The sequence below is a fragment of the Paraburkholderia aromaticivorans genome (assembly GCF_002278075.1).
GTDB classification, from domain to species: domain Bacteria; phylum Pseudomonadota; class Gammaproteobacteria; order Burkholderiales; family Burkholderiaceae; genus Paraburkholderia; species Paraburkholderia aromaticivorans.
The window spans coordinates 4,146,402-4,172,065 of the sequence record NZ_CP022989.1 but is presented as its reverse complement, the minus strand read 5'-3'; the positions used below and the strand labels follow the sequence as shown (position 1 = coordinate 4,172,065).

At 65.9% G+C, this 25,664-nt stretch carries 24 protein-coding genes; 15 read left to right on the top strand and 9 right to left on the bottom strand.

Going from position 1 to position 25,664, the window contains the following annotated elements; all coding sequences use genetic code 11:
* Positions 1 to 172: 172 nt before the first annotated feature.
* Positions 173 to 901, bottom strand: a complete 729-nt coding sequence (locus CJU94_RS18760) for a YebC/PmpR family DNA-binding transcriptional regulator (RefSeq protein WP_091795956.1) — start codon at positions 899 to 901, stop codon at positions 173 to 175.
* A 478-nt stretch (positions 902 to 1,379) separates the two neighbouring features.
* Positions 1,380 to 2,030, bottom strand: a complete 651-nt coding sequence (gene upp / locus CJU94_RS18755) for a uracil phosphoribosyltransferase (RefSeq protein WP_011487457.1) — start codon at positions 2,028 to 2,030, stop codon at positions 1,380 to 1,382.
* Positions 2,031 to 2,271: 241 nt separating this feature from the next.
* Here upp and CJU94_RS18750 point away from each other — a divergent pair, with 241 nt between their 5' ends.
* The 15 genes from CJU94_RS18750 to CJU94_RS18680 all read left to right on the top strand — a co-directional run bounded on the left by CJU94_RS18750 (position 2,272) and on the right by CJU94_RS18680 (position 18,255).
* On the top strand, positions 2,272 to 3,051 hold the full coding sequence (locus tag CJU94_RS18750) for an SDR family oxidoreductase (protein WP_095419969.1): 780 nt from the start codon (positions 2,272 to 2,274) through the stop codon (positions 3,049 to 3,051).
* A gap of 69 nt (positions 3,052 to 3,120) precedes the next feature.
* Positions 3,121 to 3,510, top strand: a complete 390-nt coding sequence (locus tag CJU94_RS18745; protein WP_007175655.1) for a methylglyoxal synthase — start codon at positions 3,121 to 3,123, stop codon at positions 3,508 to 3,510.
* A gap of 61 nt (positions 3,511 to 3,571) precedes the next feature.
* Complete coding sequence (locus CJU94_RS18740; RefSeq protein WP_095419968.1) at positions 3,572 to 4,546, top strand: quinone oxidoreductase family protein; 975 nt, start codon at positions 3,572 to 3,574, stop codon at positions 4,544 to 4,546.
* Positions 4,547 to 4,806: 260 nt separating this feature from the next.
* On the top strand, positions 4,807 to 4,920 hold the full coding sequence (locus tag CJU94_RS18735) for a hypothetical protein (protein WP_064272128.1): 114 nt from the start codon (positions 4,807 to 4,809) through the stop codon (positions 4,918 to 4,920).
* The gene (gene kdpF / locus CJU94_RS18730; RefSeq protein WP_007175651.1) at positions 4,917 to 5,009 is read left to right on the top strand and encodes a K(+)-transporting ATPase subunit F; all 93 of its coding nucleotides are present in this window, start codon (positions 4,917 to 4,919) and stop codon (positions 5,007 to 5,009) included. Before CJU94_RS18735 ends, kdpF begins: the two co-directional genes overlap by 4 nt.
* Positions 5,006 to 6,811: a potassium-transporting ATPase subunit KdpA gene (gene kdpA, locus CJU94_RS18725; RefSeq protein ID WP_095419967.1), complete on the top strand. Its 1,806-nt coding sequence runs from the start codon at positions 5,006 to 5,008 to the stop codon at positions 6,809 to 6,811. Before kdpF ends, kdpA begins: the two co-directional genes overlap by 4 nt.
* Before the next feature lie 52 nt (positions 6,812 to 6,863).
* Positions 6,864 to 8,948, top strand: coding sequence for a potassium-transporting ATPase subunit KdpB (kdpB, locus tag CJU94_RS18720; RefSeq protein ID WP_095419966.1), 2,085 nt, complete (start codon positions 6,864 to 6,866; stop codon positions 8,946 to 8,948).
* Positions 8,949 to 8,975: 27 nt separating this feature from the next.
* On the top strand, positions 8,976 to 9,554 hold the full coding sequence (gene kdpC / locus CJU94_RS18715; protein ID WP_095419965.1) for a potassium-transporting ATPase subunit KdpC: 579 nt from the start codon (positions 8,976 to 8,978) through the stop codon (positions 9,552 to 9,554).
* Positions 9,555 to 9,733: 179 nt separating this feature from the next.
* Positions 9,734 to 12,571 (top strand): DUF4118 domain-containing protein, encoded by a 2,838-nt coding sequence (locus tag CJU94_RS18710; protein WP_095419964.1) that lies wholly within the window; start codon positions 9,734 to 9,736, stop codon positions 12,569 to 12,571.
* The gene (gene kdpE, locus CJU94_RS18705; RefSeq protein WP_095419963.1) at positions 12,564 to 13,262 is read left to right on the top strand and encodes a two-component system response regulator KdpE; all 699 of its coding nucleotides are present in this window, start codon (positions 12,564 to 12,566) and stop codon (positions 13,260 to 13,262) included. The genes CJU94_RS18710 and kdpE overlap by 8 nt, the downstream gene beginning before the upstream one ends.
* A 153-nt stretch (positions 13,263 to 13,415) precedes the next feature.
* Complete coding sequence (gene sugE, locus CJU94_RS18700) at positions 13,416 to 13,736, top strand: quaternary ammonium compound efflux SMR transporter SugE (protein ID WP_095419962.1); 321 nt, start codon at positions 13,416 to 13,418, stop codon at positions 13,734 to 13,736.
* A gap of 258 nt (positions 13,737 to 13,994) precedes the next feature.
* Complete coding sequence (locus tag CJU94_RS18695; protein WP_095419961.1) at positions 13,995 to 14,606, top strand: DUF4126 domain-containing protein; 612 nt, start codon at positions 13,995 to 13,997, stop codon at positions 14,604 to 14,606.
* The gene (locus CJU94_RS18690) at positions 14,603 to 17,185 is read left to right on the top strand and encodes an ABC transporter permease (RefSeq protein ID WP_095419960.1); all 2,583 of its coding nucleotides are present in this window, start codon (positions 14,603 to 14,605) and stop codon (positions 17,183 to 17,185) included. The genes CJU94_RS18695 and CJU94_RS18690 overlap by 4 nt, the downstream gene beginning before the upstream one ends.
* A 28-nt stretch (positions 17,186 to 17,213) precedes the next feature.
* Positions 17,214 to 17,627 carry a group II truncated hemoglobin gene (locus CJU94_RS18685; RefSeq protein ID WP_095419959.1) on the top strand — a complete coding sequence of 138 codons (414 nt, stop codon included), beginning with the start codon at positions 17,214 to 17,216 and terminating at the stop codon, positions 17,625 to 17,627.
* Complete coding sequence (locus CJU94_RS18680; protein ID WP_095419958.1) at positions 17,620 to 18,255, top strand: DUF924 family protein; 636 nt, start codon at positions 17,620 to 17,622, stop codon at positions 18,253 to 18,255. Before CJU94_RS18685 ends, CJU94_RS18680 begins: the two co-directional genes overlap by 8 nt.
* 27 nt (positions 18,256 to 18,282) lie before the next feature.
* Here CJU94_RS18680 and CJU94_RS18675 read toward each other — a convergent pair whose 3' ends face one another.
* From CJU94_RS18675 to CJU94_RS18645, 7 genes are all read right to left on the bottom strand, one after another.
* Positions 18,283 to 20,286 carry an ArnT family glycosyltransferase gene (locus CJU94_RS18675; protein WP_095419957.1) on the bottom strand — a complete coding sequence of 668 codons (2,004 nt, stop codon included), beginning with the start codon at positions 20,284 to 20,286 and terminating at the stop codon, positions 18,283 to 18,285.
* A 301-nt stretch (positions 20,287 to 20,587) separates the two neighbouring features.
* Positions 20,588 to 21,334 (bottom strand): SDR family oxidoreductase, encoded by a 747-nt coding sequence (locus CJU94_RS18670; RefSeq protein ID WP_095419956.1) that lies wholly within the window; start codon positions 21,332 to 21,334, stop codon positions 20,588 to 20,590.
* Positions 21,335 to 21,358: 24 nt separating this feature from the next.
* Positions 21,359 to 21,943, bottom strand: coding sequence for an LOG family protein (locus CJU94_RS18665; protein ID WP_095419955.1), 585 nt, complete (start codon positions 21,941 to 21,943; stop codon positions 21,359 to 21,361).
* Between the two features lie 2 nt (positions 21,944 to 21,945).
* The gene (locus CJU94_RS18660) at positions 21,946 to 22,671 is read right to left on the bottom strand and encodes a TetR/AcrR family transcriptional regulator (RefSeq protein WP_091795911.1); all 726 of its coding nucleotides are present in this window, start codon (positions 22,669 to 22,671) and stop codon (positions 21,946 to 21,948) included.
* 204 nt (positions 22,672 to 22,875) lie between these two features.
* On the bottom strand, positions 22,876 to 23,562 hold the full coding sequence (locus CJU94_RS18655; protein ID WP_095420431.1) for a diacylglycerol kinase: 687 nt from the start codon (positions 23,560 to 23,562) through the stop codon (positions 22,876 to 22,878).
* Between the two features lie 20 nt (positions 23,563 to 23,582).
* Positions 23,583 to 24,614, bottom strand: coding sequence for a glycosyltransferase family 4 protein (locus CJU94_RS18650; RefSeq protein ID WP_095419954.1), 1,032 nt, complete (start codon positions 24,612 to 24,614; stop codon positions 23,583 to 23,585).
* A 30-nt stretch (positions 24,615 to 24,644) separates the two neighbouring features.
* The gene (locus CJU94_RS18645) at positions 24,645 to 25,586 is read right to left on the bottom strand and encodes a UDP-2,3-diacylglucosamine diphosphatase (protein ID WP_095419953.1); all 942 of its coding nucleotides are present in this window, start codon (positions 25,584 to 25,586) and stop codon (positions 24,645 to 24,647) included.
* Between the last annotated feature and the right edge of the window lie 78 nt (positions 25,587 to 25,664).

The following is a 25,664-nucleotide window of genomic DNA, read 5'->3' as shown; positions in this document are numbered from 1 at the left end:
GTTTGCATTGAGCCCGCAGCAGCCATTGGCGGCGCGCAGGGCACGGTGCGAAACCGGGGTGGAAGCGCGGTGCGGAGTCACTCGCACGCCAGCTCAGCAACGACGCGAGGGCCGGCCGGCGGCGTGGCGCGGTTCGGCAGGAGCCGTCGCGCTACGCGCCGCCGGGGCACGCTCATTCGTCGGCGATCGCGGCGTTTGTATAGACTTCCTGCACGTCGTCCAGATTCTCCAGTGCGTCGAGCAGCTTCTGCATTTTCACGGCGTCTTCGCCGGTGAACTCGACTTCCGTCTGAGGTTTCATCGTCACCTCGGCCAGCTCGGCCTTGAAGCCCGCGGCTTCCAGCGCGGACTTCACCTTCGGGAAGTCGTTCGGCGGGCACAGCACCTCGATACTGCCGTCTTCGTTCGTGACGACGTCGTCGGCGCCGGCTTCGAGCGCGGCTTCCATCAGCTTGTCTTCCGGCGTGCCGGGCGCGAACAGGAACTGGCCGACGTGATCGAACATGAACGACACCGAGCCGTCCGTGCCCATGTTGCCGCCGTTCTTCGAGAACGCGTGACGCACTTCCGCCACCGTGCGCGTGCGGTTGTCGGTCATGGTGTCCACGATCACCGCCGCGCCGCCGATGCCATAGCCTTCGTAGCGGATTTCTTCGTAGCTTGCGCCGTCCACGCCGCCCACGCCACGCTGGATCGCGCGGTTGACGTTATCTTTGGGCATGTTGGCGTCGTACGCCTTCTCGACGGCGAGCCGCAGACGCGGGTTCGAGTCGATGTCGCCGCCGCCCATGCGCGCCGCGACCTGAATTTCCTTGATGAGCCGCGTCCAGACCTTGCCGCGCTTGGCGTCGGCCGCTGCTTTCTTATGCTTGATGTTGGCCCATTTCGAATGACCCGCCATACCTTTCTCCGTCGCGCGCGCCAGTGGGGCACACGCATTGTGCAATTGTCGTTGCGTTTTCGGGGGCGCTTGCGCTGAATTGCGCTGGTTCGCGCGTATTCGCGTTTAGCGCGCCTCGATGTCAATCCGCCCGGTGCTTAACTGTCCAGGTCTGCCGTTCGTGGCTGGCCACACGTGGCTAGCCGTCTCGCGCCTGGCCACGCCCGGCCGGACCCTGCTAGCGGGGCCGCGGTTCGGCAGCGCGGTTGGGGCGGGGCGACGCGGCGAGACTACACGCGACAAATGCCGCGCCGGCCTGCCAGGCCCCGCGAAAGGCGCCGTGCGCCAGGCGGTGGTGCAAGTTGAGCCGCTCTTTGAGCGGATTCGAATTTTATCACGCCGCAGGGGGGCGGCAGAGGGCGACATCGCTGCAAAGGCCGCGAAAAGTGCGCGGCGGCGGCCTTTGGTGCACGCCGTCACGCGCTTTTCGCAGCGGCTTTCAGTTCTTCGTGCCGAACAGGCGGTCGCCCGCGTCGCCGAGACCGGGAACGATGTACGCGTGCTCGTTCAGATGCGAATCGAGCGAGGCGACATACAGCTTGACGTCCGGGTGGGCGTCCTGGAACACCTGCACGCCTTCCGGGGCGGCGACCAGAGCGAGGAACAGGATGTTCTCGCCGGCCACGTTGCGGCGCTTGAGCACGTCGACCGCGTGCACGGCCGAATAGCCGGTCGCGACCATCGGGTCGCACAGAATGAACACGCGATCTTCGAGGTCCGGCAGGCGCACCAGATACTCGACCGGGCGATGGTCCTCCGCGCGATACACGCCGATGTGGCCGACCCGCGCCGAGGGCACCAGTTCCAGCAGCCCGTCCGACATGCCGATGCCGGCCCGCAGCACCGGCACGATCGCCAGCTTCTTGCCGGCGATCACCGGCGCGTCGATCTCGACGAGCGGCGTGGTCAGGCGGCGCGTGGTCATGGGCAGATTGCGGGTGATTTCGTAGCCCATCAGCAGCGTGATTTCACGCAGCAGTTCGCGGAACGTGCGGGTCGAGGTGTCCCGGTCGCGCATGTGCGACAGCTTGTGCTGGATCAGCGGGTGATCGAGGATGAAGAGATTGGGGAAACGGCTGTCCTGAGTCATGGCGGGGGCGCAAGCGGCGGCTAGAGGGATCGGTTCGGCGCGCCGCGCCGCCGCAAAACGGCTGGCCGGCGGACGCGCCACGGCGCAAGTTTACCGAAAGAGTGCGCTCCGAAGATACCGGAGATTGCGGCGGCCCGGCACAGTCCGGCACCGATTCTTCTAGAATCGGGGAAACTTCGCCATGAAAGGGCCCCAGACCCGGCGCCTTCTCACGATGCACAACTTCAAGAGGTGAACACGGATGGACATGGGAATCGCAGGACGCACCGCGCTCGTCTGCGCGGCCAGCAAGGGACTGGGGCGCGGCTGCGCGGAAGCGCTCGCCGCGGAAGGCGTCAACCTGACGATCGTGGCGCGCACCGCCGAGACGCTCGAAGCGACCGCGGCGGAGATCCGCAAGCAAAGCGGCGTGGAAGTGAAGACCGTGGCATGCGACATCACCACGCCGGAAGGCCGCGCCGCGGCGCTCGTCGCCTGTCCGCAGCCGGACATTCTGGTCAACAACGCGGGCGGTCCGCCGCCGGGCGACTTCCGCAACTTCACGCATGAAGACTGGATCCGCGCCCTCGAGAGCAACATGCTCACGCCGATCGAGCTGATTCGCGCGACCATCGACTCGATGAGCGCGCGCGGCTATGGGCGTATCGTCAACATCACGAGTTCGGCGGTGAAGGCGCCAATCGACGTGCTCGGCTTGTCCAATGGCGCGCGCTCGGGGCTGACCGGCTTCGTCGCGGGCCTCGCGCGCAAGGTTGCGCCCACCGGCGTGACCATCAACAACCTGCTGCCGGGGCTATTCGACACCGACCGCATCGCGGTGACCTTCGCGGCGCAGGCCAAGGCGCAGAACATTTCCGTCGACGACGCCCGCCAGCAGCGCATGAAAACGATCCCCGCCGGCCGTTTCGGCAACCGCGATGAATTCGGCCGCGCCTGCGCGTTCCTGTGCAGCGTGCATGCCGGCTACATCACCGGGCAGAACTGGCTGATCGACGGCGGCGCCTATCCGGGCACGTTCTGAACGGCACGCGCCGCGCTTCCATCATCACAACAACAACGACAATCACAACGGTTTCAGGAGTCTTACGTCATGACCACCCGTATTGCGCTGATCGCGCACGATCATAAGAAGGACGACATCGTCAAACTGGCCGGCGAATACGTCGACACGCTCAAGCGTTGCGACATCGTGGCGACCGGCACGACCGGCGGGCGCATTGCCGACGCGCACGGCCTCGCGGTCGAGCGGATGCTGTCCGGCCCGCACGGCGGCGACCTGCAGATCGGCGCGCAGCTCGCGGAAGGGCGCGTGGACATGGTGATCTTCCTGCGCGACCCGATGACGCCGCAGCCGCACGAGCCGGACATCAACGCACTGGTGCGCGCGTGCGACGTGCACAACATTCCGTGCGCGACCAATATTTCGACCGCGCGAATGGTGCTCGACTCGCTGACCTTGCGTCTCACGCAACAGGTGTGAGATCACCGCAACACACGCGCGGCACGACACACGCAACCCCACCCAACCCCAAGGAGACATGATGGTCAAAGCAATCCGATTCGATAAAACCGGCGGCCCGGAGGTCATGAAGTGGGTCGACGTCGAAGTCGGCGAGCCGGGCGGGGGCGAGATCCGCGTCAGGCAGACGGCGGTCGGACTGAACTATATCGACGTGTACTTCCGCACGGGGCTGTATCCGCTGCCGTTGCCGGGCGGTCTCGGCATGGAGGCGGCCGGCGAAGTGACGGCGCTCGGCTCGGGCGTGAGCGGTCTGAAGGTGGGCGATCGCATCGCCTACGTGGCGCGTCCGCCCGGCGCGTACGCGCAGGAGCGCGTGCTGCAGGCCGCGCAGGTCGTGAAGGTGCCCGACGCCGTGAGCGACGAGCAGGCCGCCTCGGCGATGCTGCAAGGGCTCACCGCGCAATATCTTCTGCGCCGCACCTATCCCGTGAAAGCGGGCGACACGATCCTGATCCAGGCCGCGGCGGGGGGCGCCGGTCTGCTGGTGTGCCAGTGGGCGAAGGCACTCGGCGCGACGGTGATCGGCACGGTCGGTTCGGATGAAAAAGCACAGATCGCCACGGCGCACGGCTGCGACCACGCGATCGTCTACACGCGCGAGAACTTCACCAAACGCGTGCGCGAGATCACCAACGGCGCGGGCGTGCCGGTGGTGTACGACTCGATCGGTAAAGACACGTTCGCGGGCTCGCTCGATTGCCTTGCGCCGCTGGGCATGTTCGTGAGCTTCGGCAACGCGTCGGGGCCGTTGCCGCCGATCGATTCGTCGGAGTTCGCCGGACGCGGTTCGCTGTTCTTCACGCGCCCGACGCTCTTCACCTATATCGCCAAACGTAGCGACTACGAGGCGATGTCCACCGAACTGTTCGACATGCTGGTGTCGGGCAAGGTGAAGACGAGCATCAATCAGCGTTACGCGCTGGCGGATGTCGGAAAAGCGCACGCGGATCTCGAAGGGCGACGCACGACGGGGTCGACGGTTCTGCTGCCGTGAATCGTCAGCCCGATGGCATAAAGCTTCGGTCAGCCAGATAAAAACCGCGCGTCACTCGAAGCCGCGCCTCACGCAGTAGCAGGAGCGGCGCGGCATGCCGCGCAACCATGCCCCGCAGCCACAAGGCCGTTCCATCGCAGGATGGAGCGGCCTTGTCCGTTTACGCGATTTTTATACGCGCCTTCCCATCTTTGACCAGCCCTTTACGCGGTTCGGCATAACGTTGCACCTATCCAAAGTCCGTGTAATGGAGAACAAAAATGGATGTGCTGTATGTCGGGGGGCTGGTGCTTTTCGCCGCGCTGACCTTTGGTTTGATTGCCGGCTGCGAGAAGTTGATGCAGTTCCGCCGTGGGCAGGGAGCTCGCTCATGACCTGGATTCTCTGGTTGTCCGGCGCGGCGACCGCGCTGCTGTTCGTCTACCTCGTCTATGCGCTGTTGCGCGCGGAGGACATTGAATGAACTCGAACAATGTCCTGCAAGCGGGTCTGTTCATCGTCGTGCTGCTGGCAGCCGCGGTGCCGATGGCCCGCTATCTCAGCGCCGTAATGGACGGCAGTTCGCGCGTGGTCCGCTTCGGCGGCCCCGTCGAACGTTTGCTGTATCGCATCGCGGGCGTCGATCCTGCCGCGGAAATGAGCTGGAAGCACTACGCGATCGCCACGATCGCGTTCAACACGCTCGGCGTGGCGTTCCTCTACGTGCTGTTGCGCGTGCAAGGCTGGCTGCCGGGCAACCCGCAGCAGTTCGGCCCGATGACCGTGGACGGCGCGTTCAACACGGCGGTCAGTTTCGTGACCAACACGAACTGGCAGGATTACACGCCTGAACAAACCGTCGGTTATCTAACGCAGATGCTCGGTTTCACCGTGCAGAATTTCTTCTCGGCGGCCACCGGCATCGTGGTGGTGATCGCGTTGATTCGCGGCTTTGCGCGCCACACCGCGCAGACCATCGGCAATTTCTGGGTCGACCTGACCCGTGTGACGCTTTACGTGTTGCTGCCGATGTCGGCGATCATCGCGGCGCTGTTGATGAGCCAGGGCGTGATCCAGAACTTCAAGGCGTACGAAGACGTGCCGACCTTGCAGACCACCACCTATGCCGCGCCGAAGCTCGACGCGCAAGGCAATCCGGTGAAGGATGCCAAGGGCAATCCGGTGACGGTCGATACGCCCGTGAAGACGCAGACGCTCGCCATGGGCCCGGTTGCATCGCAGGAAGCGATCAAGATGCTCGGCACCAACGGCGGCGGTTTCTTTAACGGCAATTCGGCGCATCCGTATGAAAACCCGACGCCGTTCTCGAACTTCCTGCAGATCTTCTCGATCCTGATCATCCCGGCGGCGCTCGCACTCGTGTTCGGCCGCATGATCGCGGACCGCAGGCAGGGCGTGGCCGTGCTCGCCGCCATGACGATCGCCTTCGCGGTCTGCGTGTTCGGCGAAATCGGCGCGGAGCAGAGCGGCAATCCGGCCATCGCCGCATTGCATGTCGATCAATCGGCCAATGCGTTGCAGTCGGGCGGCAATGCGGAAGGCAAGGAAACGCGCTTCGGCATCGCGCAGTCGGGCATCTTCACGGTCGCGACCACCGCGGCTTCGTGCGGCGCGGTCGCCAACACGCACGACTCGCTGACGCCGATCGGCGGCCTCTATCCGATGCTGCTGATGCAGCTCGGCGAAGTGATCTTCGGCGGCGTGGGTTCGGGCATGTACGGGATGCTCGTGTTCGCGCTGCTGGCGGTGTTCGTGGCGGGCCTGATGATCGGCCGCACGCCCGAGTACGTCGGCAAGAAGATCGAGGCGTACGAGATGAAGATGGTGTCGATCGTCGTGCTGCTCACGCCGCTGCTGGTGCTGGTGGGCACCTCGATCGCGGTGTTGAGCGACGCGGGCAAGGCCGGTATCGCCAACCCCGGCGCGCACGGTTTCTCCGAAATCCTCTACGCGTTCAGCTCGGCCGCCAACAACAACGGCAGCGCGTTCGCGGGCCTCACCGTGGGCACGCCGTTCTACAACTGGCTCACGGCGATCGCGATGTGGTTCGGCCGCTTCGGCACGATCGTCCCGGTGCTTGCGATTGCCGGCTCGCTCGCCGCGAAAAAGCGCATCGGCGTGACCGGCGGCACGCTGCCCACGCATGGACCGCTGTTCGTCGTGCTGCTGCTCGGCACGGTGCTGCTGGTCGGCGCGCTGACTTATGTGCCCGCGCTCGCGCTGGGTCCGGGTGTCGAACATCTGATGATGATGGGCGCCCATTGAGACCCGCGATGACAACGAGTGATCACGCGCAAACGGGAAATTCGAGGATTCAATGACTGAACATAATGCAACCAGGTCCATGTTCGACCCGGCGCTGCTGCGCCCGGCGATCGTGGACTCCTTCAAGAAGCTCACGCCGCGCACGCAGTTCCGCAACCCGGTGATGTTCTGCGTGTACGTGGGCAGCATTCTCACGACCATTCTCTGGATCGCCGCGCTCGGCGGCCAGGCCGAGGCGCCCGCGGGCTTCATTCTCGCGGTCACCTTGTGGCTGTGGTTCACGGTGCTGTTCGCCAACTTCGCGGAGGCGCTCGCCGAAGGCCGTTCGAAGGCCCAGGCGGCGTCGCTGCGCAGTGCGAAGAAAGACGTGATGGCCAAGAAGTTGAACGAGCCGCATCCGAAGTCGCCGATCCGCATTCTGACGGCCTCGGATCTTCGCAAGGGCGACGTCGTGCTGGTCGAGACCGGCGACGTGATTCCGGCCGACGGCGAAGTGGTCGAAGGGGTCGCCTCGGTCGACGAATCGGCGATCACGGGTGAATCCGCGCCGGTGATCCGCGAGTCGGGCGGCGACTTTTCGTCGGTGACGGGCGGCACGCGCGTGCTGTCGGACTGGATCGTGGTGCGCGTCACGGCGAATCCGGGCGAGGCGTTCCTCGACCGCATGATCGCGATGGTGGAAGGCGCGAAGCGTCAAAAGACGCCGAATGAAATCGCGCTGACCATCCTGCTGGTCGCGTTGACGATCGTGATGCTGCTGGCCACCGCCACGCTGCTGCCGTTCTCGATGTTCTCGGTCGAAGCGGCGAAGGCTGGCCACGTGGTGACGATCACCGCGCTGGTCGCGCTGCTCGTGTGTCTGATTCCGACCACCATCGGCGGGCTGTTGTCGGCGATCGGCGTGGCCGGCATGAGCCGCATGATGCAGGCGAACGTGATCGCCACCTCGGGTCGCGCCGTGGAAGCGGCCGGCGACGTCGATGTGCTGCTGCTCGACAAGACCGGCACCATCACGCTCGGCAATCGCCAGGCTTCGCAATTCGTGCCGGCGCCGGGCCTGACCGAAGAAGCGCTCGCGGATGCCGCGCAGCTCTCGTCGCTCGCCGACGAAACGCCGGAAGGCCGCAGCATCGTCGTGCTGGCCAAGCAGCGCTTCAACATCCGGCAACGCGATATGGCCTCGCTGCATGCCGTGTTCCTCGCGTTCACCGCGCAAACGCGCATGAGCGGCGTCGATCTGCCTGGCCGGGAGATCCGCAAGGGCGCGGCCGATGCGGTGAAGCATTATGTCGAAGCGAATGGCGGCCGCTTCCCGAACGAAGTCAACCACGCGGTCGCCGACGTCGCGCGCCGTGGCAGCACGCCGCTCGTGGTCGCCGAGAAAGGCGAGCAGGGCGCGCGCGTGCTCGGCGTGATCGAGTTGAAGGACGTGGTGAAGGGCGGCATCAAGGAACGCTTCGCCGAACTGCGCAAGATGGGCATCAAGACCATCATGGTGACGGGCGACAACCGGTTGACCGCGGCGGCGATCGCCGCGGAAGCGGGCGTCGACGATTTCCTCGCCGAAGCCACGCCGGAAGCGAAGCTCTCCACGATTCGCGCGCACCAGGCCGAAGGGCGCCTCGTGGCGATGACGGGCGACGGCACCAACGACGCCCCGGCGCTCGCGCAGGCCGACGTCGCGGTGGCGATGAACACCGGCACGCAGGCGGCGAAGGAAGCGGGCAACATGGTCGACCTCGATTCGAATCCGACCAAGCTGATCGAGATCGTCGAGATCGGCAAGCAGATGCTGATGACGCGCGGTTCGCTCACCACGTTCTCGATTGCCAACGACGTCGCCAAATACTTCGCGATCATTCCGGCCGCGTTCGCCACCACCTATCCGGCACTGAACGCGCTGAACGTGATGCATCTGGCCACGCCGGCCTCGGCGATCATGTCGGCGGTGATTTTCAACGCGCTGATCATCGTGCTGCTGATTCCGCTGGCGCTCAAGGGCGTGCGCTATCGCGCGCTTGGCGCGGCGATCCTGTTGCGCCGCAATCTGCTGATCTACGGTTTGGGCGGGATCATCGTGCCGTTCATCGGCATCAAGCTGATCGATATGGTGCTGGCCGCGTTCGGTTGGGTCTAAGCGCTTGTACTAGAGGAATCATCCATCATGAAAAATCTGTTCCGTCCGCTGATCGTGCTTTTCGCGGTGCTCTCCGCCGTTACGGGGCTGGCTTATCCGGCGGTGATGACCGCTTTCGGTCAGGCGGTCTTCCACGACCAGGCCAACGGCAGCCTGCTCGAACAGGACGGCAAGGTGGTCGGCTCGAAGCTGATCGGCCAGCAGTTCGACGCGCCGCAATACTTCTGGGGCCGCCTGTCGGCCACCAGCCCGATGCCGTACAACGCGCAGGGTTCGAGCGGTTCGAACCTCGGCCCGACCAACCCGGCGCTGCTCGACGAAATCAAAGGCCGCATCGACGCCCTGAAGGCCGCCGGCACGGATATGTCGAAGCCGGTGCCGGTCGATCTGGTGACCTCCTCGGGCAGCGGTCTCGATCCTGAGATCAGCCCCGCAGCCGCGGCTTATCAGATCGAGCGTGTCGCCAAGGCGCGCAAGCTCGCGCCGAACGACGTGCAGGCGCTGGTGGACCGCTATACGAGCGGCCGTCAGTTCGGCATTCTCGGCGAGCCGCGCGTGAACGTGCTGCAGTTGAACCTCGCGCTGGACGAGATGAAGCGCGGCTGATCGATCAGCCACAGCGCTTCGCTTCGCAAAGGCGGTGTCCGCGCGACTCCGCCTTTGCCTTTGACGCGGCGATGTCCTGCGCGGCGGCGGCCATCGGCCGCGGTCGCCATTTGCGGCCGCGCCGCCGCCGTGCCACCATGCATGAATTGACGCTCGCCCAACGATGAAAAACACTGAGCATGAACCGCCCCGATCCCGATGAGTTGCTCGACAAGCTGCAACGCGACGAAGAAAGACGTCAGCGCGGCAGGCTGAAGATTTTTTTCGGCGCGTCGGCGGGCGTCGGTAAAACCTATGCAATGTTGCAGGCCGCGCGCCGCCGTCGCGATGAAGGCGCCGACGTGGTGGTCGGCATCGCCGAAACGCATGGCCGCAGCGAAACCGCGGCGCTGCTCGAAGGGCTCGACGTGTTGCCGCTCGCGCAGATCGAGTATCGCGGCCGCAAGCTCGGCGAGTTCGATCTCGACGCCGCGCTCGCCCGCAAGCCGCAACTGATCCTCGTCGACGAACTCGCGCATTCGAACGTGCAGGGCGCGCGCCATCTGAAGCGCTGGCAGGACGTCTACGAACTGCTCGACGCCGGCATCGACGTCTACACGACGGTCAACGTCCAGCACCTCGAAAGTTTGAACGACGTGGTCGGGCAGATCACCGGCATTCGCGTCTGGGAGACGGTGCCGGACCGTGTGTTCGATCGCGCCGACGAAGTCACGCTGGTCGACCTGCCCGCCGAGGAACTGCTCGATCGCATGCGCGACGGCAAAGTGTATTTGCCGCAGCAGGCCGAGCGCGCGGTGCGCAACTTCTTCCGCAAAGGCAATCTGATCGCGCTGCGCGAGCTGGCGCTGCGCCGCACCGCGGACCGCGTCGACGCGCAAATGCGCGAGTATCGGGCCGACCGTTCGATCCAGCGCATCTGGCAGGCGCGCGAGCGTCTGCTGGTGTGCGTCGGCCCCGGCCCGGAAGCGCCGATGCTGGTGCGCGCGGCGGCACGCCTTGCCGCCAGCCTGAAGGCCGACTGGATCGCCGTCTATGTGGAGACGCCCGCGCTGCAGCGTTTGCCGGATGCGCGCCGCGAGCGCACCTTGAACGCGCTGAAGCTCGCCGCCGAACTCGGCGCCGAAACCGCGACGCTGGCGGGCGCCGACGCGGCCGCCGCGCTGATCGGCTACGCGCAGGCCCGCAACGTGTCGAAGCTGGTGGCCGGCGCGTCGGCGCGCACGGGCATGGCGCGCCGGCTGCGCCGGCCGCTCAGCGAACGTATCGCCGAAAAGGCGGGCGATCTCGATCTCACGCTGATTCGCGCCTCGTCCGACAGCGACGGCGGCGAGCATCGGCATCTGTTGAACACGACCGCGAACGCGTGGCGCGAGGCGCTGAGCGCCGCGCGCGAACGACGCTCACCGCCGCGCGCCTACGCTTTCGCGCTGGCGATCTGCGCGGCCATCACGCTGCTGTCGAGCCAGTTGATCGACCATATCGATCTGACCAACCTCGTCATGCTGTATCTGCTCGGCGTGATCTTCACCGCGGTGAAGCTCGGGCGCGGGCCGGGTGTGGTGCTGTCGTTCATGAGCGTGGCCGCGTTCGATTTCTTCTTCGTGCCGCCGCGCATGTCGCTGTCGGTCTCCGATACGCAGTATCTGCTGACCTTCTTCGGCATGCTGCTGACCTCGCTCGTGATCAGCCATCTCACCTCGAGCCTGCGCCGCGAGGCGAGCGTGGCGCGGCGCCGCGAGCAGCGCACTGGCGCGATGTACGCGATGGCGCGCGAACTGGCCGCGGCGCTGACCACGGAGCAGATCATCGGGATCGGCAGCCGTCATGTGAGCGAGGTGTTCGGCGCGCGCGTCGCGATTCTGTTGCCGGACAGCGCCGATCAGGTCAAACAGAAGATCGAGGATCCCGACGCGGCGATCACGCTCGAAGGCGAGATGCTCGATAGCGACGTCGGCCAGTGGGTCTACGATCAGCAGAAGCCCGCCGGCCACGGCACCGACACGCTGCCGGCGGCCGCCGCGCTCTACCTGCCGCTCAAGGCGCCGATGCGCACCCGCGGCGTGCTGGCGGTGGTGATGCGCAACGAGGGCGAGCTCGACGTGCCCGAGCAGCAGCGCATGCTCGACGCGTTCGCCGCCCAGATCGCGCTGGCGCTGGAACGGGTGCATTACGTGGACATCGCGCGCGATGCGCTCGTCAACATGGAATCGGAGCGCCTGCGCAACTCGTTGTTGTCGGCGATCTCGCACGATCTGCGCACGCCGTTGACGACCATCGTCGGCTTTTCGTCGATGCTCGCGCAGTCGCCCGGCACGCAGCCCAACGCCGAACTGGTCGAGGCGATTCACGAGGAAGCGCTGCGCATGACGGGCATCGTCACGAATCTGCTCGACATGGCGCGCCTGCAGGCAGGCAGTCTGCAACTGAATCAGCAATGGACGTTGCTCGAAGAAACGGTGGGCGCGGCGCTGCGCGCGTGCAAGCGCGTGCTGGCGAAACATCCGGTGCAGGTGAAGCTGCCCGCCGATCTGCCGCTCCTGCATCTCGACGCCGTTCTGATGGAGCGCCTCTTTTCCAACCTGTTCGAAAACGCGGCCAAATACACCGCGCCGACCACGCCTCTGACGATCGGCGCGCAGCGGCTCGACGCGGACGGCAAGTCGTTCGTGCGCGTGAGCGTCGACGATGACGGCCCCGGTTTGCCGGCCGGCATGGAAGCGCGCGTGTTCGAGAAATTCACGCGCGGCGAGAAGGAATCGGCCAAGCCGGGCATCGGTCTCGGGCTTGCGATCTGCCGCGCGATCGTGGAAGCGCACGGCGGTACAATCGGCGCGCTTAATCGCGTGTCGGCGGACGGCCGTGTGGAAGGCGCGCGCTTCTGGTTCACGCTACCCGTGGAAACGCCGCCCGACGCACCGGATGCGCTCGAAGACGAAGGCGCCGATGCTTTGACAACGCATGTCGAAACCGACGACGAATCAACTCCTAACCCGCTTGCCAAGCCGACCCATGAGTGACCCGAGCATTACCGTCGTCCTGATCGAAGACGAAAAGCAGATTCGCCGCTTTGTGCGAACGGCGCTGGAAGGCGAGGGCATCGCCGTGCACGACGCCGAAACCGGCAAGCAGGGGCTGGTCGAAGCCGCGACGCGCAAGCCCGATCTGGTGATCGTCGATCTCGGCCTGCCCGATACCGACGGTCTGGACGTGATTCGCGAGCTGCGCGGCTGGAGCGAACTGCCGGTGATCGTGTTGTCGGCGCGCACCCAGGAAAGCGAAAAAGTCGCCGCGCTCGATGCCGGCGCGGACGACTACCTGACCAAGCCGTTCGGCGTGTCCGAACTGCTGGCGCGGATTCGCGCGCATATGCGGCGGCGCAATCAGGGCGGCGCGAACGAGTCGCCGCAAGTGCGCTTCGGCGGGGTAACCGTCGATCTCGCCCTGCGGCAGGTGAGTCGCGACGGCGTGGCCGTTCATCTGACGCCGATCGAATACCGGTTGCTCGCCACGCTGGTGCGCCATGCCGGCCGCGTGCTCACGCACCGCCAGTTGCTGCGCGACGTGTGGGGGCCGTCGCATGTCGAAAGCCATCACTATCTGCGCATCTATATGGCGCATCTGCGCGGCAAGCTCGAACGCGATCCGGCCCAGCCGGAACATATCGTCACGGAAACCGGGGTGGGATACCGGCTGGTCGGCGCCGTTTGACGCTATGGGGGAAATTTGCCACAGTCGGCGCGCTGTCGTGCCACGAGCACCCGCCGGCGGCGCGCCGGCGACCCTGGTATAATTACAGTCCGTAAGGACGACCTTGCGGTTTTCACGAACGGGGACGGCCCCATCTGATCATGGAGCTGTCTCATGTCCTGGATTCTTCTGTTGATTGCCGGTTTGCTCGAAGTCGCGTGGGCAGCCGGTCTTAAAAGCTCCGACGGTTTCACCCGACTCTGGCCCTCCGTATTCACGGTCATGACCGCGCTCGGCAGCTTCGTGCTGCTCGCTGTCGCCATGCGCCAGTTGCCGCTCGGCACGGCCTACGCGGTGTGGACGGGCATCGGCGCGGTCGGCGCGTTCATCTTCGGGATCGTGATGATGGGCGAGGCGTTGACCGTTGCCCGGGTCGCCAGCGCGGCGCTCATCGTGATCGGATTGATCGGGTTGAAGCTGTCTTCCGGGCATTGAGCCCACCTTCAGAACCCGCGGCCGGGCCTATTCGCGGGGTTCGGCGCCGCTCGCCTCGCGCCCGCGCCAGGCCCGCCATTTATTCGCCGCTCTGCGTTCTGCGAATTAACGTGGCTATAATGAGATCGAATCCAACCTGACATTGTCCGCGGCCCATTGGGCGCGGCCGGCTTGGCGCGGGTCTGACGACTTCGGTGTGGTGCCCCCATTATTGGGCCGTCGAAGCGCCCGGCACGCACAGCGCGCCTGGAGGCGGCCATGCTTGAATCACTTTCGCTCGCTGCGGGCCTCTCATGGGGCAGCGGCCTGCGCCTCTATCTGACGGTCCTGCTGGCCGGCGTGTTCGCCCGTCTCGGCCTCGTCCATCTTCCCGATACGCTGTCCGCCTTGTCCTCGCCGTGGGTCATCGGCGTGGCGGGCGTCTTGACCGTCACCGAATTTCTCGCCGACAAGATCCCCGCGTTCGACTCGCTGTGGGACGCGGTCCATACCTTCATCCGTATTCCCGCGGGCGCCGTGCTGGCCGCCGGCGCGCTCGGCCATGCCGATCCGGCGCTGCTGACCGTGGCCGCGCTCGCGGGCGGCACGCTGGCAGGCACCGCGCACCTCGCCAAGGCGGGCACGCGCGCGCTGATCAACCTGTCGCCGGAACCGGTGTCCAATGTCGTGACCTCGACCGCTGAAGACGGGCTCGTGGTCGGCGGCATGCTGCTTGCGCTGTTCGTGCCGCTGATCTTTCTGGTGTTGATGGTGGGCTTCCTGATGCTGGCCGGCTGGGCGTTGCCGCGGCTTTGGCGCGGGGTCCAGGGCGGTTTTCGCGGCATGGCGACGCACATGGTGTCGCGCTTTGCCAGGAGCAGGCACGATTGAGCGATACGGTACGGGGTTCGACGGCGCGCGTGGCTTTACCTTCGACGCGCCGGTTCGGCGGCAGGGATCTGTTGCGCCAGTCCATTCGCATGACCGCGCGCGACTGGCGCGCGGGCGAGTTGACGATGCTGCTGCTGGCGCTGGTGCTGGCCGTGGCGGCGTTGTCGAGTGTCGGCTTTCTGGCTGACCGTCTGCACCAGGGGCTCGAGCGCGACGCGCGGCGCATGATCGCGGCCGACTTCATCGTGCGGGCCGATCATCCGGTCGATCCGCAGTTCGCCGGGAAAGCCCGGGCGCTCGGTCTGAATACCGCCAGCACGGCGATCTTTCCCAGCATGATCAACTCGACCGGCGCGCAGCCGGTCTCGCGGCTCGCCGCCATCAAGGCGGTGTCGCCCGGTTATCCGCTGCGCGGCGCGTTGCGCATCGCCCCGGCGCCCGGCGCGGCGGACTACGCGGCGCGATCGATCCCGCCGCCGGGGACCGTGTGGGTCGATCAGGCGCTGCTCGACGCGCTGAAGGTGCGTGTCGGCGACCCGGTAAAGGTCGGCAATCGCAGCTTCACGATCGGCGCGGTGATCACGCGCGAACTGGACCGCGGGTTCTCGTTCGTCAATTTCTCGCCGCGCCTGATGCTGCGCGCCGACGACGTGCCATCGACCGGCCTCGTCACCTACGGCAGCCGCGTGACGTACCGCTTGCTGGTCGCGGGGCAAGACGAGTCGGTGGCGCGTTTCGCGCAGTTCGCCCACGAGCGCGTGGACGGCGGCAAGATGCGCGGCGTCGCGCTCGAATCGTTGCAGGACGGCCAGCCGCAAGTGCGCCAGACGCTCGATCGCGCGAGTCACTTCCTCACGCTCGTCTCGCTGCTCACCGCCTTGCTGGCGGCCGTGGCGATCGCGATGGCCGCGCATCGATACATGCGCCGGCATCTGGACGGCTGCGCGGCGATGCGCTGCCTCGGCGTCAGTCAGGCGACACTGCGCGCGCTCTTCACGCTCGAATTCGTGGGGCTTGGGTTGATCGGCGGCGCGCTTGGGGTGGCGCTCGGTTATCTGGGGCATCTCGCGCTGCTCACGTGGCTCGGCAGTCTGATCGATGTCGCGCTGCCGTATCCGACGGCCTGGCCGGCGCTCGAAGGCATCGCGGCGGGTCTCGTGCTGCTGCTGGGCTTCGCGCTGCCGCCGCTGTTGCCGCTTACGCGCGTGCCGCCGGTGCGCGTGCTGCGCCGCGAATGGGGCGAAGCGGGGCGCACGGCATGGGCGGCTTACGCGCTCGGCATCGTGTTGTTCGCCGCGCTGCTGATCGTCGCGGCGGGCGAGTTGAAGCTCGGCGGGATCGTCGCGGGCGGCTTCGCGGGCGGGCTGCTGGTGTTCGCGTGCATCGCGCGGCTGGCGCTGTGGGGCGCGGCGAGCGTGGTGCGCAGCGAGCGCGTGAATGCGGGGATCGGCTGGCGCTATGCGCTGGCATCGCTCGAACGGCGCAGCAGCGCGAGCGCATTGCAGATCACCGCGCTCGGCATCGGTTTGATGTGCCTGCTGCTGATCGCGATGACGCGTAACGACCTCGTGGCCGGCTGGCGCAAATCGACGCCCCCTGATGCGCCGAACGAATTCATCATCGACATCCAGCCCGATCAGCGCGATGCCGTCACGCAGTATCTGAGCACGCACGGCGTGCCGGGCACGGTGCTTTCGCCGATGGTGCGAGGCCGCCTGACGGCGATCAACGGCAAGCCGGTCAACCCGGACGCGTTCAAGGGCGACGACGCGCGGCGCCTCGTGGATCGCGAGTTCAATCTGTCGTACACCACCGAGTTGCCCGAGGACAATCGCCTTTCCGCCGGCACATGGTACGGCGACACGAAAACGCCGCAGATTTCGATCGAGCAGGGGCTGGCCAGGCTGATCAACGTGAAGCCCGGCGATGTCCTGCGTTTCGACGTGACCGGCTTGCAGATCGACGCGCCCGTGACGAGCGTGCGCAAGCTCGACTGGGGTTCGTTCAAGGTCAACTTTTTCGTGCTGATGCCGCCCGCCGCGTTGCAGGATTTCCCGGCGACGTTCATTACCAGCTTCCATCTGCCGCAGGAGAAACAGTCGACCATCGACGGCCTGATCTCCGCTTACCCGAACCTCACGGCGATCGACACCGGTCCGATTCTCGCGCAGGTGCAGCGCGTGTTGCAGCAGGTGATCGGCGCGGTGCAGTTCCTGTTCGCGTTCACCCTCGCGGCGGGCGTGCTGGTGCTGTACGCGGCGCTCGCCGGCACGCGGGATGAACGCATGCGAGAATCCGCGCTGCTGCGCGCGCTGGGCGCGTCGCATCGTCAGGTGCGTTCGGTGCAGATCGCCGAGTTCGTGGCGGTGGGCGCGCTGGCAGGTCTGATGGCGGCGCTCGGCGCGCAGGCTATCGGCTACGTGCTGGCGACGCGCGTGTTCGAGTTTTATCTGAGCTTCGATCCCTGGCTGTTGCCGGCGGGCATTGCCGCCGGCATAGCGTGTGCCGGTGTGGGCGGCTGGCTGAGCTTGCGGCATGTGCTGGCGCGGCCCGCGTTGCAATCGCTGCGGGACGCGTGATTCTTTATTTTCTGGTTGGTGAGTGGGTATGAGCGATCTGAACGACGAAGTGTCCGCGGCGCAGCCGACGGCCTTCGAACTGGTGGGCGGCGAGGCGCGCGTGCGCGAACTGGTCGACCGCTTTTACGACCTGATGGATCTCGAAGCGGATTTCGCCGGGATCCGGGCCTTGCATCCGCAATCGCTCGACGGTTCGCGCGACAAGTTCTTCTGGTTTTTATGCGGATGGTTGGGCGGCCCCGATCATTACATCAGCCGGTTCGGTCATCCGCGCTTGCGTGCGCGGCATCTGCCGTTCGCGATCGCATCCGGCGAGCGGGATCAGTGGCTGCGTTGCATGGCGTGGGCCATGCAAGATATCGGTCTCGCCGAGCCGCTCAGGGAGCGCCTGCTCGGCTCGTTCTTCGAAACGGCCGACTGGATGCGCAATCGCAATGGCTGAAAAGCGTGGCCAGACGCGCGCCACGGCTTCACCGGATCATGCGGCTTTGCCTGAGCGGGCACGCGAAGTTCTCGACTGCTGGTTCGGCGCGCCGGGCACGCCGGAGTTCGGCAAGGCGCACAAACGCTGGTTCTCACGCGACGCGGCTTTCGACACGATGCTGCGCGAACGCTTCGGTGCCCTGATCGACGCGGCCCGCGAGTCCACGCTCGACAGCTGGATGGAAACGCCGCTCGGCGCGTTGGCGCTCATCATCGTGCTGGACCAGTTTTCCCGCAATTGCCATCGCGGCACATCGCGCGCGTTCGCTGCCGATCGGAAAGCATTGCAAACCACGCAGCGGATGATCGCAAGCGGCGCTGACCGCTTGTTGCCTGGCGTGCATCATCGCGCGTTCGCCTATCTGCCCTTTGAGCATGACGAGACGCTCGCCGGCCAGCGCGAGTCGTTGCGTCTGTTCAAACTGTTGGCCACGGAGCCGGGCGGCGCGTCGTATTACCGGTCCGCGGTGCGGCACGCGGAAGTCGTCGAGCGGTTCGGGCGTTTTCCCCATCGCAATGCGCTGCTCGGGCGTCCCTCGACGGCTGAAGAACTCGCGTTCCTGCGCGAACCCGGTTCTTCGTTCTAGCCGCGCGCCTCGCGCGCGACACCGTTTCTAATCACGAGGCGCGGATCTTCCGGCAACCGGCGTACGCACGAACACCCGCAACAGTTCGTCCGTGTCGCCCGGACGCGCGCCGGACCAGAACAGACGCCACGCGCCGGTCGGCTCGCGTGCCGTACCGCGGCGGCTTTGCTGGATCAACCACGTGCACTCGGTCGCGGCGGTATCCGTAGTCGGCTGATGCTCGATGCCGGTGTAGTAGTAGAGCATCGGCGCCTCCGATTCACCGAGCCCGGTGCTCGCCATGCAATCGCCGTCGTTCCATTCGATATTCATCCTGGCGCCGAGGCTCTCGAACACCGAGCGGTAGCTTTTCGCATAGTCGAGCCACGGCAGCAGCAAGGTGCTCACCAGTCCCCATGCGAGGATCGCGCCCGCGCACCAGCTCAGCACGCCGCGCCATCTGCCGGCGTACCTGAAAACCGGCAGCAGCCATAGCCAGCCGAACGTCATCAGCAAGGCGGCCGCCAGCAGTCCGGGTTTGACCGGCAGCACCCAATCGAGCGGCAACCAGCGGCCGAGCCGGTGCAGCGACGCATGCGCATTAGCAGGATTGCTCATGATCGACCAGATGATCCAGACGAGCGCGGCCGCGCTGCCGAACAGCACGCGGCTCGCGATGTCCCAGCTTGCGTGCAGGCGCCGCGGCAAGCGCTCGACCCCTTGCATCGCCAGCATGGCGAGCGGCGCCATGAAGGGCAAAATGTACAGTTCGCGAACCGTCGCCGAACTCTGCAGCACCACGAAACCGGTGCCCGCGAAGATCGCCGGCAACGCCACACGCGGATCGCGCCAGCGCCGCCACGCGCCACCGGCGAGCGCGGCCAGCGCAAGCGGCACGACCGGAAAGCCGACGCTCAGCACGGTGCGCAGCACGAACAGGCGGCTCTCGTTTTCGGATCCGAGTTCGGCGACGGAAAAGCCGAAAAAGCGGCCGACGTTGTTATCCCACAGCCAGACCTTGAAGAGCGTTTCGGAACGCAGATAGAAGCAGACCGGCCAGATCAGCGCCAAGGGCGCGCAGACGAGCGCGGCAACGCCAAGCGCGCCGGCAAAGCCGCGGCGGCGGCAAGCGGGATACAACACCAGCACCGCGCACGTGGTGGCGGCGAATACGAGCGGCACGAACAGGCCCTTGGCCAGCAGGGACACGCCGACCCCCGCGCCGAACATGGCCGCGCCGCTGAGCACGGCGTGACGGCGGCGGGCGTCGACCGGCAGCGCGCAGGCTTCGTCCCGCGTATGCAGGAGCACCAGCTCGAATAATCCGCAGAAGCCTGCCGCCGCGCCGGCCATCAGCGCGACGTCGGTCATCATGTCGTGCACATGTTTGACGACCACGAGCGTGCCGGCGAACAGCGCGAGCGTGCCGATCACGCGCATGTCGAGCCAGCTCGACGCAGCCGTCGCGCGGCGGGCCACGCGCGCCGTGTAGTAGACGGTCAGCCCTGCGAACAGCGCGCTCGCGAGACGCGCCGCGTCGTGCAATGGCAGATAGCGGCCGAACATCCACGCGAGGCTCGCGGCGACCCAATCGTAGATCGGCGGTTTCTCGACGAAGGGTTGGCCCGCGTTGGTCGGCACGACGAGCTCGCCGGTGTCGAGCATGTGCTGGATGATGCCGAAGGTGTAGGTCTCGTCCTGCTTCCAGGGCTCGTGGCCCAAGGTGCCTGGCAGCAGCCAGGCGCACAGCAGGGCCAGCGCGGCGAGCCACATCAATGGACGCACGGCGGTAAGCGCGCGCCAGCGCCGGGCGCCGCGTGAGGGCTGATCCGCGCCGTCGCGGCCGGCGGCGTGGGGACCCGCGGGGCCGGCGGGTGCGTTTGCTTCGGCGGCGTGTTCGCTGAATGTGCCGCTAACCGTGGCGCGTTCCGTGCCGCCTTCGGCAAAGCGTTCCGGGCCGGAAGATGGGTGAAGCGACGTGCTGCCGGCGTGGCCGGCCGTCGTGGCCGCGCCGTTCCCCGTGCGCCTGTGCGTGAATGACTGTTCTTGCATGAGAATCTCTGATCGCTATACGCGGCGCCAAGGGTCGCGTACCGATGTTCTGGCTATGCGTCGCACGCGGCTGCATGCGAGTCGCAGCGATTGTAGTCCCGCTGCATTACGGCGGATTACAGAAAAGCCTGCACGTTTGGCGCTAATCGAATGTATTGCGCCGATGCCTCGTCAGTGCGACGGGAATTCCTAATCGGGGAATAGGACGCGGCCGCGTGTGAACCCGCGCGGCGCAACGTAACCGGTAGCGCGGAGGAATGCGGCGAGGGAAGGGACGCGGAAACGACGGGGAAAGCGACGCCTAGCGGCCGCCGGCTACGTCGAGCAGGGCGCCGGTCACATAAGACGCAGCGTCGCTCAGCAACCAGACGATGGATTCGGCCACTTCGTCGGCCGTGCCTGGGCGGCCCAGCGGCGTGCTCGCGCCGAGTTGCGCGGCGCGTTCGGGCTTGCCGCCGCTCGCGTGGATCTCGGTGTCGATCAGGCCCGGACGCACCGCGTTCACGCGCACGCCTTGCGGGCCGAGTTCCTTGGCGAGGCCGAGCGTCATGGTGTCCACGGCGCCTTTCGAGCCGGCATAGTCGACGTATTCGTTCGGCGAGCCGAGGCGCGACGCCGCCGACGAAACATTGACGATCACGCCGCCCGCGCCGCCGCGAGCGGTCGACATGCGCCGCGCGGCTTCGCGCGCGCAGAGATAGGCGCCCAGCACGTTGACGTCGAACATGCGCTTCAGGCGCGCGAGGTCCATGTCGGCGAGCTGGCTGGACGGCGCGACGATCCCGGCATTGTTGACGAGCGCATCGAGCCGCCCGAACGTCTGCTTTAGCGTGTCGAACATGGCCACCACGTCGGCTTCGCTCGCGACGTCGCCGGCGATCGTCACCGCGTGGCCGCCGGCGCGTTCCACTTCGGCGGCTGTGTCTTGCGCCGCGGCGAGATTGCGCGCGTAATTCACGCCGACGGACCAGCCGCGCGCGCCCAGCAAACGCGCGGTCGCGCGTCCGATGCCGCGGCTGCCACCGGTGATCAGAACGGCTTTCGTCATCGCAACCTCATGGCTCGTGAAAAATCAGACCGCGTCGCGCTTGATCGCCCACTTGTCGCTGGCGGGCGGCTGATAGCGTTGCAGCTTGCCGATCAGTGCGGCGGGATCGGCGTCGATCTGCAGGATGTCGAAATAGGTCTGGCGCATGAAGCCTTCTTCGACGGTGTGCTGCAGCAGATTGATCAACGGGTCGTAGAAGCCGTCGATATTCAGTACTGCCACCGCTTTCTGGTGGTAGCCGAGTTGCGCCCACGTATAGACTTCGAACAGTTCTTCGAGCGTGCCCGCACCGCCTGGCATCGCGACGAACGCGTCGGACAGGTCGGCCATCATCTTCTTGCGATGATGCATGTCGGGCACCACGTGCAGTTCGGTCAGGCCGTCATGGCCGACCTCCTTGCTGACCAGCAGTTCGGGAATCACACCGATCGCGCGGCCGCCTTCGGCCATCACCGTATCGGCGATCACGCCCATCAGTCCGACCTTGCCGCCGCCGTAGACCAGCGCCAGATCGGCTTGCACCAGCGCGCGGCCAAAGGCGCGCGCGGCTTCGGCGTACAACGGTTTGCCGCCGTTGGAGGAGCCGCAATACACACACACCGACTTCATGCTCAAGCGTCCTTCGGTTCGTTGCGGGGCGCGGCGCCTTCCTTGGGCGGCAGGTAGTCGTAAAACTCGCGCTTGGGCAGCTTGCCCGACACGAGGTCGTCGAAAATCTGCCGCGAGCGGCCGCGCAGATAAGGCGCCATCAACGACACGATCTGCACGCTCACCTGATGCAGTTCCGCGCGGATCGCCTCCTGCTCGTTGTATTTGCGCGGGTTCATCACGAACTGGTACGACAGCCAGTACGTGCCGATCACGCCGACGTTGGTGGCGATCACGTGCAACTCTTCCGGCGTGGCGACCATTTCGCCGTCGGCGACGAGCTGCTCGCAGAACTGGCTCGCGAAACGGACCTTGTGGCTGATGATCTGCTTGAAGTGCGTTTCGAGCGTGCGGTTGCGCGCCAGCAGATCATTCAGATCACGATACAGGAAGCGATAGCGCCAGGTGAAATCGACCATGTACTGCAGGTACGACCACATTTCGTCGATGGTCGCGCGATGGTCGTCAGGGAAACGCAGACGTTTTTCGATCTCCTGCTCGAACTGGCTGAAGATGCTGTTGATGATGTCGTCTTTGTTGCGGAAGTGGTAGTACAGGTTGCCTGGACTGATTTCCATTTCCTCGGCGATCGTCGTCGTCGTGACGTTCGGCTCGCCGATTTCGTTGAACAGCTTCAACGATAGTTCGAGAATCCGTTCGCGCGTGCGGCGGGGAGGTTTGGCTTCCATGTCGTCCGGCCCTGGTTACGCCGGGCTGGGACACACGGCGGCGTGCCGCTCTTTGCGTGATCCACCCGGACGCGGTTGGTGTATCGGACGATTATAAACCGAGCGTTCTTATATCAAGCGGATACTCAGGGTTTTCATTCGTCGAGGCGATGTCGCGCGCGGTTCGACTGCGGCCCGCCTGTACTGAAGCGGTGTTGCGCGGCTTCACAGCCAGGCCTTGAGCCATTGCACGACGAGCGGCCCGACGATCAGCAGCCACGTCATCAGGCACATGCCTAGCGCCACCATCACGGCCGCGCTGCCGAGATCTTTCGCGCGCCGCGAGAGTTCGTGGCGTTCGAGCGAAATCCGGTCGATGGCCGCCTCCACGCTCGAATTGAGCAGCTCGACAATCAACACGAGCAGCACGGAGCCGAGCAGCAACACGCGCGACACCGGATCGACCGGCACCAGCACGCCGCACGGAATCAGGATCGCGGCAAGCGTCAGTTCCTGACGAAACGCGCTTTCCTCGCGAATCGCGACGCGAAACCCGGCGAGCGAATTTTTCATCGCGTGCCACGCGCGCGTGACGCCGCGGTTGCCTTTGTACGGATTGAAGGGCAGGGGCGCGAGCGGATCGTCGGGACTGAGCGGCTCGTGCGGTGCGTCGTGCTGTGAGCCTTGTTGTGAGCCTTGTTGTGGGCCTTGCTGTGGGCCCTGCTGTGAGCCCTGTTGTGAGCCGCGCTGTGAGCCGTTCATGCCGTTCAAACCATGCGCGTGTTCTGCATGATTCGGCGCGTCCGGCTCGCTCACGTCGTCGAACGGTTCGATGCTGGCGGTGCTGTCGGTGTCGACAGCACGCAGCGCGCCGTTCGACGCGCGGGCCGCTGTGGAAGGTCTGGTTCGCATGGACGGCTCGGCGCGCCGCATCATGCGGCGGCGCTTTCCTCGCGGTACGCTGCGCGCGGCAGCGGCTTCAGATGCGCGGCGAACTGCTCGGAGGCCGCGGCCCACGAGAAGCGTTCGGCCCACGCGCGCGCATCGTTGCGATCGATCTTCAGCGCTTCGAGGCAGGCTTCACGCAGGTCCTCGCGCATCGCGCCGGCGCCGCCGTCGCCGAGCACGTCGATCGGGCCGGTGACCGGATACGCCGCGACCGGCGTGCCGCAGGCGAGCGCTTCGAGCAGCACGAGTCCGAAGGTGTCGGTGCGGCTCGGGAACACGAACACGTCCGCCGCCGCATAGACCTTCGCCAGTTCGGCCTGCGTCAGTACGCCCAGGTAATTCGCTTGCGGATACCGCGACTTCAGTTCGGCGAGCGCGGGGCCCTCGCCGGCAACCCACTTCGAGCCGGGCAGATCGAGCTTCAGAAACGCCTCGACGTTCTTCTCGACCGCCACGCGTCCCACGTACAGAAAGATCGGCCGGGCGGTGTTGAGCACCTTCGAGTCCATCTGGTGAAAGATGTCCAGGTCGACACCGCGCGTCCACAGCACGACGTTGGTGAAACCGAACTTCTCGAGGTCGCTTTTCACGACCGGCGTGGGCGCCATCACCGACAGCGACGGCTTGTGAAACCAGTGCAGGAACTTGTAAGTCGCGGCGAGCGGAATGCCGAAGCGCGCCTGCACGTACTCCGGAAAGCGCGTGTGATAAGCGGTCGTGAACGGCAGCTTGTGCTGCAGCGCGTAGGCGCGCGCGGCCATGCCGAGCGGACCTTCGGTGGCGATGTGCAAAGCGTCCGGCGCGAATTCGTCGATACGCTGGCGCAGCTTGCGGCGCGGCAGCAGCGACAGACGGATCTCCGGATAGGTCGGGCAAGGAATCGTCCTGAATTCGAGCGGTGTCAGCAGTTCGATGCGGTGGCCCAGCGCGCTCAGTTCGCGCGTGGTGTTTTTCAGCGTGCGCACGACGCCATTGACCTGCGGTTCCCATGCGTCGGTGACGATCATGATCTTCATCGGTTTCGGCCCAATAGAAGTTAAGAGGGATTACGCGGTCGCCCGGGCCTTTTGCACGCCCACTTCCGGGGAGCGCATCACGGTCCAGTAGATCACCTTGAGTTCGCCTTCATACGTTTCGACGAGTGCCGACAGGCTTTCGACCCAGTCGCCGTCGTTGCAATACAGCACGCCGTCGATATCGCGTATCTCGGCTTTATGGATGTGGCCGCAGACCACGCCGTCGCAGCCGCGGCGGCGTGCTTCGTCGGTCATCACGCGTTCGAACGAGGAGATGAAATTCACCGCGTTCTTCACCTGATGCTTCAGGTACTGCGACAGCGACCAGTACGGAAAACCGAGCCGGCTGCGGATCCGGTTGAACCAGCGGTTCAGGATCAGGATCATCGTGTAGAGCGTGTCGCCGAGATAGGCGAGCCACTTGGCGTGCTGGATCACGCCGTCGAACAGATCGCCGTGCACGATCCACAGACGCTTGCCGGCGAGCGTGGTGTGAAACGCCTCGCCGCGCACGTGGATGTCGCCGAACGCGAGGTCGCAGAACTGGCGCGCGGCTTCGTCGTGATTGCCGGGCACGTAGATCACCTGGGTGCCTTTGCGCGCCTTGCGCAGCACCTTCTGCACGACGTCGTTGTGCGCCTGCGGCCAGTACCAGCCTTTCTTCAACTGCCAGCCGTCGATGATGTCGCCCACGAGGTACAGATACTCCGACTCGGTATGGCGCAGGAAGTCCAGCAGATAAGGCGCCTGACAGCCGCTCGAGCCGAGATGGATGTCGGAGAGCCAGATGGTGCGGAAGCGGTGCGGCGCGGCGTGGTCGTCGTCGTGCTGGCCGGCGTTGGCGTCGAGCGGCAGTGGCGCCACGGGCAACGGCAAACCGTGACTCTGATTGGGTTCCGGGCGGAACGCGACGGGGTCGACGCTCGGGCCGGTCTGGCGGAACAGGGAAGTCGCGGACGTTCTGGGGTCCATGGCTCACGCGTCGAGTTGCAGTGGCCGTATTGGGCCGCGTGAGCGTGACTGTGCCGTGACAGTCATGAGAAGTTCTTA